An 18,485-nucleotide genomic window follows, 5' to 3' on the forward strand; every position below is an offset into this window, starting at 1 on the left:
CGCAGGCAGCCCCGCAGTGCCCGTTACGCATCAGGAGGAGAGCCAACGTGCCTCGTACCGCTAGGGATGTCGTCTTCGTCGACGGCGTCCGCACCCCGTTCGGCAAGGCGGGCCCGAAGGGCATCTACCACGAGACCCGGGCCGACGATCTCGTCGTCAAGTGCATCCGGGAGCTGCTGCGCCGCAACCCGGACCTGCCGCCGGAGCGCGTCGACGAGGTCGCCCTCGCCGCCACCACCCAGATCGGCGACCAGGGCCTGACCCTCGGCCGCACCGCCGCCCTGCTGTCCGGGCTGCCCCAGTCGGTGCCCGGCTACTCGATCGACCGGATGTGTGCCGGCGCGATGACCGCCGTCACCACCACCGCCGGCGGCATCGCCTTCGGCGGGTACGACATCGCGATCGCGGGCGGTGTCGAGCACATGGGCCGCCACCCGATGGGTGAGGGCGTCGACCCCAACCCGCGCTTCGTCTCCGAGAAGATCGTCGACCAGTCCGCCCTCTTCATGGGCATGACGGCCGAGAACCTGCACGACCGGCTGCCGCACATCACCAAGCAGCGCGCCGACGAGTACGCGGCCCGCAGCCAGGAGAAGGCCGCCAAGGCCTACGCCGACGGCAACATCCAGGCCGACCTGGTGCCCGTCTCCGTCCGCCGCACCAACGCCGAGGCCGGCGAGACCGGCTGGGGCCTGGCGACCGCGGACGAGCCGATGCGGCCGGGCACGACCGTCGAGATGCTGGCCGGCCTGAAGACCCCGTTCCGCCCGCACGGCCGGGTGACCGCGGGCAACGCCGCCGGTCTCAACGACGGCGCCACGGCCTCGGTGATCGCCGCCGAGGACGTCGCGCGCGAGCTGGGCCTGCCGGTCAAGATGCGCATGGTGTCGTACTCCTTCGCGGGCGTGGAGCCCGAGGTCATGGGCATCGGCCCGGTGCCCGCCACGGAGAAGGCGCTGGCCAAGGCCGGGCTGTCGATCGGTGACATCGGCCTGTTCGAGATCAACGAGGCCTTCGCGGTGCAGGTGCTCTCGCTCCTGGACCACTACGGCATCGCGGACGACGACCCGCGCGTCAACCAGTACGGCGGCGCCATCGCGTTCGGCCACCCGCTGGCCTCCTCCGGCGTCCGGCTGATGACGCAGCTCGCCCGCCAGTTCGAGCAGCAGCCGCACGTCCGCTACGGCCTGACCACCATGTGCGTCGGCTTCGGCATGGGCGGCACCGTGATCTGGGAGAACCCGCACTTCGACGGAGGCAACAAGTGAGCACGACCGCTGAACTGCTCAAGGGAGCGGCCGAGCTGTTCCCCGACGAGGTCGTGACGCAGGCGCACGTGCGCCACCTCGACCTCCCCCAGGGCGCCGGGCGCTTCGCGCTCATCACCCTGGACAACGGCCTGGACCACACCAAGCCGACCACCATCGGCCCGCAGTCGCTGGCGAACCTCAACGCCGCCCTCGACCAGGTCGAGAAGGAGGCCGCCGCCGGCGAGATCAAGGGCGTCGGTGTCACCGGCAAGCCGTTCATCTTCGCCGTCGGCGCCGACCTCAAGGGCGTCGAGCTGCTGAAGCGCCGGGAGGACGCGCTCGCCATCGGCAAGGGCGGCCACGACGTCTTCAAGCGGCTCTCCGGCCTCTCCGTGCCGACGTTCGCCTACTACAACGGCGCCTCGATGGGCGGCGGTGTCGAGATCGGTCTGCACTGCTCCTACCGCACCGTCTCCACCGCCATCCCGGCCTTCTCCCTCCCCGAGGTCTTCCTCGGGCTGGTCCCGGGCTGGGGCGGCTGCGCGCTGCTGCCGAACCTCATCGGCGCCGACCGCGCGGTCAAGGTGATCATCGAGAACTCGCTCAACCAGAACAAGCAGCTCAAGGGCAAGCAGGTCTACGAGCTCGGGATCGCCGACGCGCTCTTCGAGGGCGCGGACTTCCTGGAGCAGTCGCTGATCTGGACCGCGTCCGTGCTCAACGGGCAGCTGGAGGTCATCCGGCCCGACGTCGACCGCGGCGATCCCTGGGACCAGGCCGTCGCGCGCGGCAAGGCGTTCGCCGACGGCAAGGTGCACGGCGCGGCCCCCGCCGCGTACCGTGCGCTGGACATCATCGCCGGCGCCAAGGACGGCGACCTGGCCGCCGGCTTCGACGCCGAGGACGAGGCCCTCGCCGACCTGATCATGGGCGGCGAGCTGCGCAGCGGCATCTACGCCTTCAACCTGGTGCAGAAGCGCGCCAAGCGCCCGGCCGGCGCCCCGGACAAGTCGCTGGCCCGCCCGGTCTCCAAGGTCGGCGTGGTCGGCGCGGGCCTGATGGCCTCGCAGCTGGCGCTGCTGTTCGCCCGCCGTCTGGAGGTGCCGGTCGTGCTGACCGACATCGACCAGGCGCGGGTCGACAAGGGCGTGGGCTACGTCCACGAGGAGATCGACAAGCTGCTGCTCAAGGGCCGCGTCAACCAGGACAAGGCGAACCGCCTCAAGGCCCTGGTCAGCGGCTCCCTGGACAAGGCCGCCGCCTTCGGTGACGCGGACTTCGTCATCGAGGCCGTCTTCGAGGAGATGGGCGTCAAGCAGCAGGTGTTCGCCGAGGTCGAGGCGGTCGTCCCGGAGACCGCGATCCTCGCCACCAACACCTCCTCGCTCTCCGTCAGCGAGATGGCGTCGAAGCTGAAGCACCCGGAGCGGGTCGTCGGCTTCCACTTCTTCAATCCGGTCGCCGTGCTGCCGCTGCTGGAGATCGTCCGCGGCGAGCGCACCGACGACGCCTCGCTGGCCACGGCCTTCGCCGTCGCCAAGAAGCTGAAGAAGACCGCGGTACTGGTGAAGGACGCCCCGGCGTTCGTCGTCAACCGCATCCTCACCCGCTTCATGGGCGAGATCCAGAACGTCATCGACGAGGGCACCCCGGTCGCGACCGCGGAGAAGGCGATCGAGCCGCTCGGTCTGCCGATGTCCCCGCTGGTGCTGCTGGAGCTGGTCGGCCCGGCCATCGGCCTGCACGTCTCCGAGACGCTGAACCGCGCCTTCCCGGAGCGGTTCACCGTCTCCGGGAACCTGGCCGCCGTCGTCAAGGCCGGCAAGCGCGGCTTCTACGTCTACGACTCCGGCAAGCCGGAGCTGGACCCGGAGGTCGCCGCGCTGCTGCAGCAGGGCGACACCGTCCTCACCGAGGAGCAGGTCCGCGACCGGGTGCTGGACGCCGTCGCGCAGGAGATCGGCCTGATGCTGGAGGAGGGTGTCGTCGCCGAGGCGCAGGACATCGACCTCTGCCTGATCACCGGCGCCGGCTGGCCCTTCCACCTGGGCGGCATCACGCCGTACCTGGACCGGGAGGGCGTCTCGGAGCGGGTCAACGGCAAGCGGTTCCTGGCCCCGGGCATCGCCAGCGTTCCCGAGTGACGCGGTGACGCGGTGACGCGCCACGGTGTGTGAGCGGCGGGCCGGGCAGGAGGATCCCCTCCTGCCCGGCCCGTTCGCCGTACCGGCCGCCGCCCCGGGTGCGGTGGCCGGCTGCGCCGGGGGGTCCGGCGAACCGCCCGGACCGCGCCGCTGCCCCCGGCGGCGCGGGCCGGTGCCCGGCCGGGTGGCCGGACGGCAGAACTGGGGCTCATGGGGCGGGAGTTGCGCATATGCTGCCCAGCACCAGCACCATCCACCCGGGCCGCCGCCTCCCCCACCCGACCCACCGCCCCGTCCCACGGGCGTCGCATCGGAGGAGCACCCGGCCATGCCGCACACCACCACGGACACCGGCCCGCAGGACGCGGACGGAACGGACCGGCCCGGCGCCGGGGAGGAACCGGAGCGCGGGCGGAAGGCAGGGCGCCGCCTCCGTCCGGCCGTCCTCGTCCCGCTGGTGCTGCTGACCCTTCTGCTGGGCCTGGGCGGCACCGCCTGGTGGCTGTACCGGGGCCTCGACGCGAATCTGGCGAATGTCGACATCGACAAGGCGCTCGGTGACGACCGCCCGGAGAAGCTGCCGACGAGCGGCCGCAACATCCTGGTCCTCGGCTCGGACTCACGGGCCGGGGACAACGCCGCCCTCGACGCGGGCAAGGCCCCCGGAGCCCGCTCCGACACCGCTCTCGTCGTCCACATACCCGAGGGGCGGAACCGGGCCACGGCGGTGAGCATCCCCCGCGACACCCTGGTGAACCGCCCCGCGTGCGAGACCTCCGCGGGCCGGCCCCTCCCCGAGGCGCGCCGCGTGATGTTCAACTCGGTCTACGCGCAAGCCGGTCCGGCCTGTGTGGTGAAGACGGTCGAGCGGATGTCCGGGATCCGCATGGACCACTATGTGGAGATCGACTTCGCCGGATTCCGGGACATCGTGGACGCGCTCGGCGGGGTCACCGTCACCACGGACCGCGCCATCGACGACAGGGCGACCGGCCTCCGGCTCGACGCGGGCACCCACCGGCTGGACGGTGAGGACGCGCTGCGGTTCGTCCGTACCCGGTACGGCGTCGGGGACGGCAGCGACCTCGGGCGCATCGGGCTGCAGCAGCAGTTCCTGATGGCGCTGCTCACCGAGATCAAGCGGCAGGAGATCCTGACCAGCCCGGCCAAGCTCTACAAGGTCGCGGACGCGGCGACCGCCTCCCTCACCACGGACACCGCCATCGGCTCCCTGACCGGCCTCGCGGACTTCGGCCGGAGCCTCCAGGGCATCGACCCGGCCGCCATGGAGACGATCACGCTGCCCGTCGTCCCCGACCGGCGGGACCCCAACCGCGTCGTGCCCGTACAGCCCCGGGCGGACGAGCTGTGGAAGGCCCTGCGGACCGGCGCGGCCGTACCGGAGTCCGCCAGGAAGCCCTCCTCGGGCGGGGGTTCGGAGGGCTGAACCGCCCGCCCCCGCGGCCGGGGCAGCTCATGGCCGGCCGCCACGGGACCGCCGGACGGTGCTCCCGGGACGGCCGGTGCCCCGGACGCGGGCCGCCCCGGAGCCCGGCCGTTTGTCGGCTCGGTCCGGCCTGTCACGGCTCGGCCGGGCCGGTGGCGGCCCGGCCCGGCGCCGGTCCCGTCAGTAGTCGTACGGCTCCTCCGGGGGCTCCTCGTCCCAGAAGCCCGGCGGGTCGTCCCCGGACGGTGCCTGCGGGGTATCCGCGGCGGGCGCCCCGGAAGCTGCCGGGGCGGCCGGAGCCGCCGGCGCGGGCGCCGCTGCCGGTGCCCCCGCCGCCGGTGCGGCGTCCGCGGCGGCGCCCGGGGCCGTCCCCGGGCCGTCGGCGAGCAGGTCCAGGATCTGCTGCCCGTACTTGGCCAGCTTGTTCTCGCCGACGCCGCTCACCGTGCCCAGCTCGGCCAGGCTTCCCGGAGCCGCGGTCGCGATGGCGCGCAGCGTCGCGTCGTGGAAGATGACGTACGCGGGCACGCCCTGTTCCCTGGCCGTGGCGGCCCGCCAGGCGCGCAGCCGCTCGAACACCGGCACCGCCTCCTCCGGCAGATCCGCGGGCGCGGCGGCGGCCCGCCGCCCGGAGGACGGGCCCTTCGCCGCCCTGGCCGCCGGGCGCTCCGGTTCCCGCCGCAGCCGGACCTCGCGCCGGCCGCCCAGCACCTCCGCGCTGGTGCCGGTCAGGACGAGCGTGCCGTAGTCCCCCTCGACGGCGAGCAGGCCCTGGGCCAGCAACTGGCGTACCACACCCCGCCATTCGGCCTCCTTCAGCTCGGTGCCGATGCCGAACACGGACAGGGTGTCGTGGTCGTGCTGGATGACCTTGGCCGTCTTCCGGCCGAGCAGGATGTCCACGATCTGGCCGGCGCCGAACTTCTGCCGCCGTTCCCGCTGCAGCCGGACGACGGTGGAGAGGACCTTCTGGGCCGGGACCGTGCCGTCCAGGGACTCGGGCGGGGTGAGGCAGGTGTCGCAGTTGCCGCAGGCGCCGCTCTTCTCGCCGAAGTAGTCCAGCAGGAAGACGCGGCGGCACCCGGCCGTCTCGCAGAGCGCGAGCATCGCGTCGACGTGGGCGCGCAGCATCCGGCGGTGCGCCTCGTCGCCCTCGGAGGTCTCGATCATCTTGCGCTGCTGGACGACGTCCTGAAGGCCGTAGGCCAGCCAGGCGGTGGACGGCAGGCCGTCCCGGCCGGCGCGGCCCGTCTCCTGGTAGTACCCCTCGACGGACTTGGGCAGGTCGAGATGGGCCACGAAGCGCACATCGGGCTTGTCGATGCCCATGCCGAAGGCGATCGTGGCGACCACCACCACGCCGTCCTCCCGCAGGAAGCGCGCCTGGTTGGCCGCGCGGACCCCGGCGTCGAGCCCCGCGTGGTACGGCACGGCCTCGATGCCGTTGCGCACGAGGAACTCGGCGGTCTTCTCCACGGAGGCCCGGGAGAGGCAGTAGACGATGCCCGCGTCACCGGGGTGCTCGGTGCGCAGCAGTTGCAGCAGCTGCTTCTTCGGGTCGTTCTTGGGCGCGATGCGGTACTGGATGTTGGGGCGGTCGAAGCTCGCGACGAAGTGCCGGGCACCGCGGAGGCTCAGCCGGTCCGCGATCTCGCCGTGGGTGGCCTCGGTGGCCGTCGCGGTGAGCGCGATGCGCGGCACGTCCGGCCAGCGCTCGTGCAGGGCGGAGAGCGCGAGGTAGTCGGGGCGGAAGTCGTGGCCCCACTGGGCGACGCAGTGCGCCTCGTCGATGGCGAAGAGGGAGACGGTGCCGCGGTCGAGCAGGCTCATGGTGGCCTCGCCGCGCAGCCGCTCCGGGGCCAGATAGAGCAGGTCGAGCTCGCCCGCGAGGAACTCGGCCTCGACCAGGCGCCGCTCGTCCAGGTCCTGCGTGGAGTTGAGGAACCCGGCCCGCACCCCGAGGGCCCGCAGGGCGTCCACCTGGTCCTGCATCAGGGCGATCAGCGGCGAGACGACGACCCCGGTGCCCGGCCGCACCAGCGCGGGGATCTGGTAGCAGAGCGACTTCCCGCCGCCGGTCGGCATCAGCACGAGGGCGTCGCCGCCCGCGACCACATGGTCGATGATCTCCTGCTGCGGCCCCCGGAAGGAGTCGTAGCCGAAGACCTTGCGCAGGACGCGCAGCGCCTCGCTGCCGTCGTCGCCGCTGTCGTGACGGATGGGGTCGCCGGTGCCGGTGGTGTCGTCGAGGGCGGTCATCCGGGCAGTCTACGAGGACGGCCGGGGCCGGCGCGGCGCCTGTGGACAACCCGGGAGATCAGCGGTGGGGATCCGCCCCCGGCCCGGCTCCGCCGCACGGGCGGGCACCGCGCCACACTGGGAGCATGACTCCCCCACTGGTCGTCGTGGACGCCGCCAACGTCGTCGGATCCGTACCGGACGGCTGGTGGCGCGACCGCCGGGCCGCCGCCGAACGGCTGCGCGACGCGCTGGCCGGGTACGGGCAGGACGGTCTGCCGGAGGCGGCGGGCCTGCCGCCGTGGACGGCCGAGCCGCCTCTGGAGGTGGTGCTCGTCGTGGAGGGCGCGGCCCGGGGCCTGCCGTCGGTGCCGGGGGTGCGGGTCGAGTCGGCCCCCGGCAGCGGGGACGACCGGATCGTGGAGCTGGTGGCCGAGGAGGCCCCGGCCTCCTCCGGGCGGCCCTGCCTGGTGGTGACGGCGGACCGGGAACTGCGCCGCCGGGTCACCGCCCTCGGCGCGGTCTGCGCGGGCCCGCGTACGGTCCGCCCGGGGGCGGGAGGCGGCAGTGGACGGACCGGCGGACCGGAACCGGAGCGGCCGCCGGGGACCACGGGAGCCCAGGGGGCGGACGGCCGCACCCGGGGGGACACCCCTGGCGCGTAGGTGTCTCCGCCGTCCGGACGAGGGTCGGGCGGGGACCGGTTCGTCCGCACGGATTCCTCGTCCCGGTTCCCGCGCTCGCGCGCATCGTCGCCGGAACAGCGGGCGGGCCCCGGGGAACGGGCCGGGAGCCGGCCCCGGGAGACGCTTTCGGACGTCGTGCCGCGGCCCCGGGCCGGAGCGTGCGCGCCCGCTCAGGCGTGGGTGACGCGCCGCGCGGCGGCGAGGGCCGCCTCGGTGTCGGCGGCGGCCAGGTCGGCGTTCATATGGGCCCCGGCCAGGGCGCCGGCCGCCGCGGAGGCGCCGACCTGCGCCATCGGCTCGGTGGCGTTGCCGGCCACCCACACGCCCGGCACCTCGGTGGCGCCGGCCGTGCCGCCGGCGACGTGGCGGCCCATACCGCCGGGCAGATCCCGCGTCGGCAGCGCCAGTTCCTCCAAGCCCTCGGTGCGGGCCAGCAGGGTGGTCACCACCGCGAGAACCCGCCGCGGCACGACCTGTCCGTCGCTCAGGCGTACGCCCGCGATGCCGCCGTCCTCACCGGTCACGACCTCGGTCACCGGAGTGTCGACGACGCGCACGCCGCGGGCGGCGAGGCGGGCCCGGGTGCCGTCGTCCAGCTCGGTGCCGCGGGTGAAGTAGACCAGGTCGTCGGTCAACTGGCGGAACAGCAGCGCGTGGTGGACGGAGGCCGGGCCGACCGCCAGGATCCCGATGGGCTCGTCGCGCACCTCCCAGCCGTGGCAGTAGGGGCAGTGCACCACGCCGCGTCCCCAGTGCCCGGCCAGCCCGGGAACGTCCGGCAGGACGTCCCGCAGTCCGGTGGCGACCAGCAGGCGGCGCGCCCGCAGGGTCCCGCCGCCCGCCAGGGTGACGGCGAAGCGCGGGTCGCCCCCGACGGACGGCGCGGCCGGGCGGGCGGAGACCACGTCGCCGGCCACGACCAGGCCGCCGTGGCGGCGCACCTCTTCGCGGCCTCTCCGCAGCAGCTCGGCGGGCGGTGTGCCGTCCAGGCCGAGCAGTCCGTGTACGCCCTCGGCCGGGGCGTTGCGCGGGGTGCCGCTGTCGATCACGACGACCGAACGGCGCGAGCGGGCGAGCATCAGCGCGCCGTTCAGGCCCGCCGCTCCCCCGCCGATCACCACGGCGTCGACGGTCTCGTCCGGCAGCTTGTCGGTCGCGTACGCGACGGTGGTCCCAGGCATGGCGTCGTCCCTCTCCTCCACGGGCCCCGCTCGTTGCGGGGCCCTGCACGGACGACGGTAAGCAGGTGTTGCCGCAGCGGCATACGATGTTGCCCATGACGCAAAACGAAGGCGAGTTGGAGAGCCTGGTGCGCAAGAGGATCCGCGCCCTGCGCGTCGCGCAGGGCTGGTCCCTGGAGGATCTGGCCACGCGCGCCCGGGTCAGCCAGTCCACCCTCTCCCGCATCGAGAACGGGCAGCGCCGTCTCGCCCTGGACCAGCTCGTCACCCTCGCGCGGGCCCTGGACACCTCCGTCGACCAGCTCGTCGCGACCGCCACCGAGGACGTCGTGACCAACCCGGTGATCGACAGCGCCCACGGGCAGAAGCGCTGGTCCGTCAAGGCCGACCCCGGGATGACGGTCGTGCGCCAGCGCCTGACGAACCCGCCGCCGGACAGCCCTGCCCGGATGCGCGCCCACCCCGGCCGCGAATGGCTGGTCGTCCTCTCCGGCACCGCGGTCCTGATGCTGGGCAACCGGCGCTTCCGCGTCGAGACCGACCAGGCCGCCGAGTTCCCCACGATGCTCCCGCACGCCTTCGGCGCCGAGGGCGGGCCGTGCGAGATCCTGGGCATCTTCGACCGCGACGCCCGCCGCGGCCACCAGCGCGGCGAGGACACGGGTGACGGCGGCCGGCCCGTCCCGTGAGGCACCGGGCGGCCCACTGCGCGGAGGCGCATCACTGGGGCGGGGACGAGGGGCGCGGGCGAGCCGCTTGCGCGTCCGGCAGTTCTTCCGGCCATCGTCTTGCGCACTCCGGGATCCATGGTGCCGCTGCGGCACAACGGGGCCAGCATCGCTGTCATGACCCACACCTCGGCACACACAGCCCATGACCACGCCAACGGCTCTTCCCCGCACGAGCCGGGTGCCGACGACATGGCGGACTTCCTCGATCTGGAGGCGGACGTGCTCGCCGGGCACCTGGCGTCCGTCGCCGCGTGGCTGCCCGTCACGACGGATCCGCGCCACGTGGTGGACCTGGGGTGCGGAACCGGGGCCGGCACCTTCGCCCTGCTCACGCGCTTCCCCCGGGCGGCCGTGACCGCCGTCGACGCGTCGGCCCCCCACCTGCACCGCCTGCGGGAGAGGGCCGAGGCGGACCGGGTGGCCGACCGGGTGCGCACCGTACGGGCCGATCTCGACGCGGACTGGCCCGGCCTCGGCCGGCCCGAGCTGGTGTGGGCGTCGGCGTCGCTGCACCACGTGGCCGACCCCGACCGCACCCTGCGCACGGTCATCGACCTGCTCGCGCCCGGAGGGCTGTTCGCGCTCGTCGAAGTCGACAGCTTCCCCCGTTTCCTGCCCGAGGACGCCCCCGAGGACCGGCCCGGCCTCGAGGAGCGCTGCCACGCCGCCGTCGCGCACCGCCGCGCCGAGCACATGCCGCACCTCGGCGCCGACTGGGGACCCCGGCTGACCGCCGCCGGCTTCACCGTCGAGGGCGAACGCACCATGACCGTGCACGTGGAGAGTTCCGGCAACGAGGCGGTCGGCCCCTACGCGCTCAGCGTCCTCGGCCGCCTGCGCGACAGTGCCGCCGATGCCCTGGAGGCCGAGGACGTCGCCGCCCTCGACCGTCTGCTCGACACCGCCGGCCCGCACAGCGTCCTGCGCCGCGGCGACCTCGCCGTCCGCACCACACGGACCGTGTGGGCGGCGCGCCGCACCTGATACCCGTCACAGGGCGCGAGGCGGCACCGGCCCCGGCGCTCAGCCGCCCGCGCCACCGCCCGCGGCGTCCCCGCGCAGCACGTACAGCACCGCCCCGTCCACCCGCTCCACCGGCTCGTAGCGCTCGCGCAGCAGCTCGCGGAGTTCCGGGACGCGGGCGGGGCCGTACGGCTTGCCGCGGGAGTCGTCCACGATCAACTCCGGTGGTGCGGACGCCAGTTCGCGCCGGAAGACCGGCCAGCTCCCCGGCACGGCGTGGCGCGGGCCCACCTGCCGGCCGTCCTCCCGTCCCCCGCTGTAGTTGGTGAGCAGCCCGGCCGTCAGATAGCGGGTGGCGGGCTGGCGGCCGGCGAACCAGTACTGCTCGGGGTGCATCCCCCAGAACAGCACCCGGTCGGACGGGTCCGTGCGCCGCTCCACCCGCTCGGCCAGCCGCCGGGTGTGGTCCAGTTCCCCGCTGGGCGCGAGCACCCCCCACCCGGCGAACGCCAGGCAGGACACGGCCGAGACGAGGACGGCGCCGCGCGTCCACGGCCGGGGCAGCCGCCGCAGGGCCGCGGTGCCGAGGAGCACCAGCGGCGGGATGAGCTGGAGGAAGTAGTGCCCGAAGAAGTGGAAACCGGTGGTCACGGCGAGCGCCGAGGAGGCCGTCCACACCCACAGGTCGCCGGTGAGGGCACCGGCGCGGAGGGCACGGCGGCACAGTACGGCCGCCAGGGAGACCAGCAGCCCGGCGCAGGCCGCGGCGAGCAGGCCGGCGTTGCCCGCAGCGCGGCTCAGGACGTGGAGCACGGAGCCGTCCGGGGAGGCGTAGCCGGCGGAGCCCGTGACCGTCCAGAAGAGGAAGCCCCGGGGGTCGGTGAGGAGCGCCGCCGCGGCGACCGGGGCCGCGGCGCAGCACGCCAGCCGCAGCAGCGCCCGCCACCGCTTCCCGGGGAGGCCGTGCCGCCAGAGCAGCCACAGGACGGGCAGCAGCACGGCCGCCCCGGTCTGCTTGGTGAGGGCCGCCGCCGCCACCATCAGCCCGGCGGTGCCCCACCGGGCGCGGTCGGCGGACCACACCGCGGCGGCGGTCGCGGGCAGCATGAAGACGCCGAAGGAGGCCGCCTGGGTGTCCTCGGGGTTGAGGCCGATGGAGACCAGCGCGTACAGCACACCGGCGGTGCGCCCGGCCGGGTCGCCCCAGCGGCGGCGGGCGAGCGAGGCGAGCAGCACCGCCGTCAGCAGCTGGGCGAGGACGGCGAGGACGCGCAGCGGCCACAGCGAGTCGTCACCGAAGAGGGCGAAGGCGCCCTGGTAGAGCCAGGGCAGCAGCGGCGGCTTGCGGTCGACGACCGTCTCGTAGAGCGATCCGCCCGCGGCGAGCATCCGCGCCTGGACGGCGAGATAGCCCTCGTCCGGGTTCCACAGCGGGCGGAGGAAGGACGGCAGCCGCGCCACCAGGACGATCCCCGCCAGCAGCGGCAGCAGCCGCGCCCAGTACCGCCGTCTGCCCGGGTACGCGGGCGGTCCGTCCGGCCCCTCCGGCCCGTCCGCCGTCCGCGGCGCGGGCAGCGGGACGCCCCGCGGGGACGGGGCGTCGGCGCGTACGGAAGGGGACGACTCGGCGGGCATGCGCTCCAACGTAAGGCCCCGCGCCGGGCCGCGGGCGGCGAGCCCCGGTTCTCGCGAGCCCGCGCCCGGCGGAAACCTAGGCCGCGGGCCGGTCCGCGCCGCCGTGGAGGCGGCTGCGGCGGCGGCCGTAGAAGAAGTACAGCAGGACGCCCGCGGCCATCCAGACGACGAACCGCAGCCAGGTCTCGCCGGAGAGGTTGAGCATCAGCCAGCCCGAGGCCAGCACGGAGACGACCGGCAGCAGCGGCACCAGCGGGGTGCGGAAGGAGCGCGGCAGGTCGGGCCGGGTGCGGCGGAGGATGATCACGCCGAGGGCGGTGACGACGAAGGCGAAGAGGGTCCCGATGTTCACCAGCTCGGCGAGCTCCGAGATGCTGGTGAAACCGGCGATGACGGCCGCGGTCACGCCGAGCAGGACCGTGGAGCGGTAGGGCGTGCGGAAGCGCGGGTGGACCTGCGAGAAGGTCTTGGGCAGCAGCCCGTCCCGGCTCATCGCGAAGAAGACCCGGGTCTGGCCGAGCAGCATGATCATGCAGACGGTGGTGAGGCCGACGGCCGCGCCGAAGCTGATCAGCCCGGCCCAGAAGGGGTGCCCGGTCGCCTTGAAGGCGTCGGCGAGCGGGGCGTCCACGGACAGCTCGGTGTACTTCTGCATGCCGGTCACGACGATGGAGACGGCGATGTAGAGCACGGTGGTGACGGCGAGCGTGCCGAGGATGCCGCGGGGCAGGTCGCGCTGCGGGTTGCGGGTCTCCTCGGCGGCGGTGGCGACGATGTCGAAGCCGATGTACGCGAAGAAGACGATGGCGGCGCCGGTGAAGATCCCCATCAGGCCGAAGGTGGACGGGGTGTAGCCGAAGAGCAGCTGGACCAGCGGCGCCCCGATGTCGGCGCCCCCGCCCGAGCCGGTGTCCCGCGCGGGCGGCACGAAGGGGTCGTAGTTGTCCGCCTGGATGAAGAAGGCCCCGACGACGATCACGATCAGCACCACGGCGACCTTGACCGCCACGATGACGGAGGTGACGCGCGCGGACAGCTTCATCCCGGCGACGAGGACGGCCGTCAGCGTCAGGACCAGCAGGAAGGCCAGCAGGTCGAAGGCGAACCCGGTCTGCTCACTGGTGCCGGCGAGGGCCTCCGGCAACTGCCAGCCGGCGTTGTCCAGCAGGGAGCGGATGTAGCCGGACCAGCCGACGGCCACCACCGCGCAGCCGAGGGCGAGTTCGAGCATGAGGTCCCAGCCGATGATCCAGGCGGGCAGCTCGCCGAGCGAGGCGTAGGCGAAGGTGTACGCGGAACCGGCCACGGGCACGGTGGAGGCGAACTCCGCGTAGCAGATGGCCGCCAGGGCGCAGACGAGGCCGGAGACGGCGAAGGAGACGGCCACCGCCGGGCCGGCGGTCTCCTTGGCCACGGCGCCGGTGAGCACGAAGATGCCGGTGCCGATGACGACGCCCACGCCGAAGACCATGAGGTCGAAGGCGGAGAGCGACTTGCTGAGCCGGTGGTCCGGCTCCTCCGTGTCGCTGATGGACTGTTCGACCGTCTTGGTCCGGAGGACGCCGCCCGGCCCGCGGGTTCCCGTCTTTCCCTGGCTCACCGTCCACCTCCACGCGCTCGTTCGTCGGCGTCATGCTTCACGTGCCCCCGTCCGGGCGGAGCACTACACCGCCGGGCGGAGGGGAATTCACCTCATCGGACGAGCGCGGGGCGCGGGAACGGGGGGCGAAGCCTCCCGGGCACGGAACGAGCCGGCCGGCGCGACCGTCACGGTGCGCCGGCCGCCCGGGGCCGTACGGGGTGGGCGGGCGGGCGGGGCGGTCAGTCGCCGGCCACCTCGGCGGGCTCGGTGTCGTAGCGGCCGTCGAGCTTCGCCACCAGGCCGGTGACCTGGCGGGCGATGTCGGGCGCCGTCAGGCCGATCTCGGCCATGACCTCCTTGCGGGAGGCGTGGTCGAGGAAGCGCTGCGGGATGCCGAAGTCGCGCAGCGGCACGTCCACACCCGCGTCACGGAGCGCCTGGGCGATCGCCGAGCCGACGCCGCCGGCGCGGCCGTTGTCCTCGACCGTGACGACGACCCGGTGCCGGTCGGCCAGCGCGGGCAGCTGCTCGTCCACGGGCTTGACCCAGCGCGGGTCGACGACGGTCGTGGAGATGCCCTGCTTGTCCAGGAGGCCGGCGATCTCCAGGCACATCGGGGCGAGCGCGCCGACGGAGACGAGCAGGACGTCCGCCTGCGAACCGTCCCGCGTCTGCGTGTCCTCGGCGGGCTCTCGGAGGACGTCCATGCCGCCGATGCGGCGGACGGCCGCGACCGCCGGGCCGACCGCGCCCTTGGAGTAGCGCACGACGGTGGGGGCGTCGTCGACGACGACGGCCTCGCGGAGCTGGGCGCGGAGCTGGTCGGCGTCGCGCGGGGCGGCGATCCGCAGGCCGGGCACGACCTGGAGGATGGACAGGTCCCACATGCCGTTGTGCGAGGCGCCGTCGGTGCCGGTGACGCCGGCCCGGTCGAGCACGAAGGTGACGCCGCACTTGTGCAGCGCCACGTCCATCAGCACCTGGTCGAAGGCGCGGTTGAGGAAGGTGGCGTAGACGGCGAAGACGGGATGCAGGCCGCCGGTGGCCAGGCCGGCCGCCGAGACGGCGCCGTGCTGCTCGGCGATGCCCACGTCGTAGACGCGGTCGGGGAAGGTCCTGGCGAACTTCTCCAGGCCGACCGGCTGGAGCATGGCCGCGGTGATCGCGACGATGTCCTTCCGCTCCCGGCCGAGCTTCACCATCTCCTCGCCGAAGACGGAGGTCCAGTCGGCGCCGGCGGCGGAGACGGGCAGCCCGGTGTCCGGGTGGATGACGGGGACGGCGTGGAAGCGGTCGGCCTCGTCCTCCAGGGCGGGCGAGTAGCCGCGGCCCTTCTCGGTGAGGCAGTGGACGATCACGGGGCCGCCGAACCGCTTGGCGCGCACCAGGGCCGACTCCAGGGCCTCGATGTCGTGGCCGTCGATGGGGCCGACGTACTTGAGGCCGAGGTCCTCGAACATGCCCTGCGGGGCGATGAAGTCCTTGAGGCCCTTCTTGGCGCCGTGCAGCGTCTCGTACAGCGGGCGGCCGACGACCGGGGTGCGTTCCAGGAGATCCTTGCCGCGGGCGAGGAAACGCTCGTAACCGTCGGTGACGCGGAGGGTGGCGAGGTGGTCGGCGAGGCCGCCAATGGTGGGGGCGTAGGAGCGCTCATTGTCGTTGACGACGATGACCAGGGGACGGTCCTTGGCGGCGGCGATGTTGTTCAGGGCCTCCCAGGCCATGCCGCCGGTCAGGGCGCCGTCGCCGATGACGGCGACGACGTGGTCCTCGCGACCCAGCACCTGGTTGGCCTTGGCCAGGCCGTCGGCCCAGCCCAGCACCGTCGAGGCGTGGCTGTTCTCGATCACGTCGTGCTCGGACTCGGCCCGGGAGGGGTACCCGGACAGGCCGCCCTTGGCCCGGAGCTTCGAGAAGTCCTGGCGCCCCGTCAGGAGCTTGTGCACATAGGACTGGTGGCCGGTGTCGAAGAGCACCTTGTCCCGCGGGGACTCGAAGGCGCGGTGCAGGGCGATCGTCAGCTCGACGACGCCCAGGTTCGGTCCGAGGTGACCGCCCGTCCTGGAGACGGCCTCGACGAGGAAGGTCCGGATCTCGCCGGCCAGCCGGGCGAGCTGTTCCTGGTCCAGCCGGTCCAGATCGCGCGGTCCGGTGATGCGGGACAGCAGCTCCCGCTCTTCGCGCGGCACCATTGCCACTGTGTCTCCTCTTGGCCGTCTTGCTTTCGAGCACATTGCCGGTCCGCTGAGTCTAATGTTCCCTTTCGGACGGCGCGGACCCGGCCGCGGTGGAGGACGGCCCGCACGGACCGCCGGAGCGGTCCGCGCGGACCCGGCCGCGCGGCGGGAGGCCCGTCCCCACGGGCCCCGGGGGCCGTCCGCCGGCCCTCCGGCGCCCGGACGCACGGATGCCCGGCACCGGCCGCGAGGCCGGTACCGGGCACGTCCGCACGGGCAGCCGGTCAGGTGCGGCCCGCCGACTTCTGGGTGCGGCGCGAGACCGAGTCGATCACGACGGCGGCGAGGAGCACCGCGCCGGTGATCATGTACTGGATCTCACTCGCCATGCCGAGCAGGTTGAGGCCCTGCTGGATGGACTGGATGACCAGCATGCCCAGCAGCGCGGACCAGATCTTGCCGCGTCCGCCGAAGAGGCTGGTGCCGCCGATGACCGCGGCCGCGATCACGCTCATCAGCACGTTGCCGGCGCCGAGGCTCTTGGTCGCGCCGCCGGACTGGCTGGCGATGAAGAGGCCGCCGAAGGCCGCCAGCAGACCGGCGATCATGAAGACCGTGATCCGGATCTTCTCCACGTTGATGCCCGCGCGGCGCGCCGCCTCGGCGTTGCCGCCGACCGCGAAGATCTGCCGGCCGTAGGTGGTGCGCCGCACGACGAAGTCGGCGAACACCAGCACGGCGAGGAAGAGCACCAGCGCCAGCGGCAGGCCGCGGGACTGGTTGAGCTGGTACGCGGCGGCGAACGCGACGGCCGCGAGCAGACCCGCCCGGAACAGCACCTCGCCGAAGGGGCGGTGCAGCAGCCCCGCGGCACGCCGGCGGCGGCTGTCGAGCACCATCGCGAGGAAGTAGAGCGCGACGGCCGCGCCGGCCAGGCCGTAGGCAGCCGCGACATCCGAGAAGTAGTAGTTGGTCAGGTTCTCGACGATGCTGCCGGAGGGCGTGTTGATGCTGCCCTCGGAGCCCATCAGCCAGATCTGCAGACCGCTCCAGCCGAGGAAGCCGGCCAGGGTGACCACGAAGGCCGGGACGCCTACCTTGGCGAAGAAGAAGCCGTGGAGGCCGCCGATCAGGGCACCCGCGGCGACGGCGATCAGGACGGACTGCAGGTCGCCCATGCCGTTGGTGACGCTCAGCACCGCCCAGATGGCGGCGCCCACGCCGGCGACGGAGCCGACGGAGAGGTCGATCTCGCCGAGCAGCAGGACGAAGACGATGCCGACGGCCATGATGCCCTGGCCGGCGATGTAGACGCTGATGTTGCTGAGGCTGCCCGCGGAGAGGAAGCTCTCGTCCAGCGACTGGAAGATGATGCCGATGGCCACGAGGCCGAGGACGACCGGTATGGAGCCGAGCTCGCCGCCGCGTATCTTGCGCTTGAACTCGGTGAGGTAGCCCTTGAGGCCCTGCTCGCGGACGAGCAGCCGGGGGTCGACGGCGCCGGCCGGGGCGGGCGCCCCCTGGGCGGAACCTTTCTGCACGGTGTGGCTCATCGTCCTGCCTCCGTGGTGCGCGCCTGGCGACGGGTCACGGCGTTGTCCGTGGCGCCCGTGATGGCGGCGATGATCTGTTCGTGGGAGGTCGTCCGGACCGGGAAGACCCCGTTGTTGCGGCCGAGGCGCAGCACCGCCACCTGGTCGGCGACGGCCTTCACATCGGCCATGTTGTGGCTGATGAGGATGACGCCGAGGCCGCGTTCCCGCAGCCGCTCCACCAGGTCGAGCACCTGCGCGGTCTGCTCGACGCCGAGGGCCGCGGTCGGCTCGTCCAGGATGACGACCTCGGGGTCGCCGACCAGGGCGCGGGCGATGGCCACCACCTGGCGCTGGCCGCCGGAGAGGGAGGCCACGGGGATGCGCACGCTGGGGATGCGGATGGAGAGGGTGTCCAGCAGCTGCTGGGCCCGCTTCTCCATCGCGACCTCGTTGATGACCCCGGCGCGGCGGAGCTCGCTGCCGAGGAAGAGGTTGGCGACGACGTCGAGGTTGTCGCAGAGCGCCAGGTCCTGGTAGACGGTGGCGATTCCCAGGTCCTGGGAGTCGTGGGGCTTGTCGATCCGGACCTTGCGGCCCTTCCACTCGATGACGCCCTCATCGATGGGGTGCACCCCGGCGATGGTCTTGACCAGGGTGGACTTGCCGGCGCCGTTGTCGCCGACCAGGGCGACGACCTCGCCCGGATGGATCTCCAGTTCGACGTCGGTGAGCGCCTGTACGGCGCCGAACCGCTTGGAGACCCCGCGCAACGCCAGCACGGGCGTAGCGGACACGTGAATCATCTCCTTAGCCGCCTTCACAGGCGGAGGGGGGTGCCGCGCCTTGTGGGCGCGAAGGTGGTGCGAGCAGCGACGGATGGTGCCGCCGTTGCCCGGCACCCGCCCCCGGCAGCGGG

General features: G+C 73.5%; 12 protein-coding genes and 1 pseudogene. 6 read left to right on the forward strand and 7 right to left on the reverse strand.

The window, feature by feature from the left end; translation table 11 throughout:
* Positions 1 to 47 precede the first annotated feature (47 nt).
* From E4N63_RS07085 to E4N63_RS07095, 3 genes are all read left to right on the forward strand, one after another.
* Positions 48 to 1,268: an acetyl-CoA C-acyltransferase gene (locus E4N63_RS07085; protein ID WP_125626786.1), complete on the forward strand. Its 1,221-nt coding sequence runs from the start codon at positions 48 to 50 to the stop codon at positions 1,266 to 1,268.
* Positions 1,265 to 3,394, forward strand: coding sequence for a 3-hydroxyacyl-CoA dehydrogenase NAD-binding domain-containing protein (locus E4N63_RS07090; protein ID WP_125626785.1), 2,130 nt, complete (start codon positions 1,265 to 1,267; stop codon positions 3,392 to 3,394). The genes E4N63_RS07085 and E4N63_RS07090 overlap by 4 nt, the downstream gene beginning before the upstream one ends.
* A 328-nt stretch (positions 3,395 to 3,722) precedes the next feature.
* Positions 3,723 to 4,841, forward strand: a complete 1,119-nt coding sequence (locus tag E4N63_RS07095; protein WP_125623717.1) for an LCP family protein — start codon at positions 3,723 to 3,725, stop codon at positions 4,839 to 4,841.
* A gap of 180 nt (positions 4,842 to 5,021) precedes the next feature.
* Here the strand turns inward: E4N63_RS07095 and recQ are convergent, their stop codons facing one another.
* Positions 5,022 to 7,100: a DNA helicase RecQ gene (gene recQ / locus E4N63_RS07100; RefSeq protein ID WP_230240242.1), complete on the reverse strand. Its 2,079-nt coding sequence runs from the start codon at positions 7,098 to 7,100 to the stop codon at positions 5,022 to 5,024.
* A 125-nt stretch (positions 7,101 to 7,225) separates the two neighbouring features.
* On the opposite strand from recQ, the pseudogene E4N63_RS07105 reads away from it, so the two are divergent.
* Positions 7,226 to 7,630 (forward strand): annotated as a pseudogene (locus tag E4N63_RS07105) (NTP pyrophosphohydrolase); the annotation flags it as partial.
* 305 nt (positions 7,631 to 7,935) lie between these two features.
* On the opposite strand, the gene E4N63_RS07110 reads toward E4N63_RS07105, so the two are convergent.
* On the reverse strand, positions 7,936 to 8,946 hold the full coding sequence (locus E4N63_RS07110; protein WP_230240243.1) for an NAD(P)/FAD-dependent oxidoreductase: 1,011 nt from the start codon (positions 8,944 to 8,946) through the stop codon (positions 7,936 to 7,938).
* Positions 8,947 to 9,041: 95 nt separating this feature from the next.
* Here E4N63_RS07110 and E4N63_RS07115 point away from each other — a divergent pair, with 95 nt between their 5' ends.
* Both E4N63_RS07115 and E4N63_RS07120 read left to right on the forward strand, forming a co-directional pair.
* A complete protein-coding gene (locus tag E4N63_RS07115; protein ID WP_125623714.1) occupies positions 9,042 to 9,635 on the forward strand; it encodes a helix-turn-helix domain-containing protein in 594 nt (197 codons plus the stop codon).
* A gap of 156 nt (positions 9,636 to 9,791) precedes the next feature.
* On the forward strand, positions 9,792 to 10,661 hold the full coding sequence (locus tag E4N63_RS07120; RefSeq protein ID WP_374112702.1) for a trans-aconitate 2-methyltransferase: 870 nt from the start codon (positions 9,792 to 9,794) through the stop codon (positions 10,659 to 10,661).
* Positions 10,662 to 10,700: 39 nt separating this feature from the next.
* On the opposite strand, the gene E4N63_RS07125 is transcribed toward E4N63_RS07120, so the two are convergent.
* The 5 genes from E4N63_RS07125 to E4N63_RS07145 form a co-directional block, all read right to left on the reverse strand.
* A complete protein-coding gene (locus E4N63_RS07125) occupies positions 10,701 to 12,275 on the reverse strand; it encodes a glycosyltransferase family 39 protein (protein WP_230240244.1) in 1,575 nt (524 codons plus the stop codon).
* Positions 12,276 to 12,351: 76 nt separating this feature from the next.
* Positions 12,352 to 13,875, reverse strand: coding sequence for an amino acid permease (locus E4N63_RS07130; protein WP_125623711.1), 1,524 nt, complete (start codon positions 13,873 to 13,875; stop codon positions 12,352 to 12,354).
* A 221-nt stretch (positions 13,876 to 14,096) separates the two neighbouring features.
* Entirely contained in the window at positions 14,097 to 16,049 is a 1,953-nt protein-coding gene (gene dxs, locus E4N63_RS07135) for a 1-deoxy-D-xylulose-5-phosphate synthase (RefSeq protein WP_125623710.1), read from the reverse strand.
* A gap of 269 nt (positions 16,050 to 16,318) precedes the next feature.
* Complete coding sequence (locus E4N63_RS07140; RefSeq protein ID WP_125623709.1) at positions 16,319 to 17,587, reverse strand: sugar ABC transporter permease; 1,269 nt, start codon at positions 17,585 to 17,587, stop codon at positions 16,319 to 16,321.
* Positions 17,584 to 18,372: an ATP-binding cassette domain-containing protein gene (locus tag E4N63_RS07145; protein ID WP_078649015.1), complete on the reverse strand. Its 789-nt coding sequence runs from the start codon at positions 18,370 to 18,372 to the stop codon at positions 17,584 to 17,586. The genes E4N63_RS07140 and E4N63_RS07145 overlap by 4 nt, the downstream gene beginning before the upstream one ends.
* Positions 18,373 to 18,485: the final 113 nt, after the last annotated feature.

This window comes from Streptomyces sp. MNU89 (genome assembly GCF_020982505.1).
GTDB lineage: Bacteria > Actinomycetota > Actinomycetes > Streptomycetales > Streptomycetaceae > Streptomyces > Streptomyces xinghaiensis.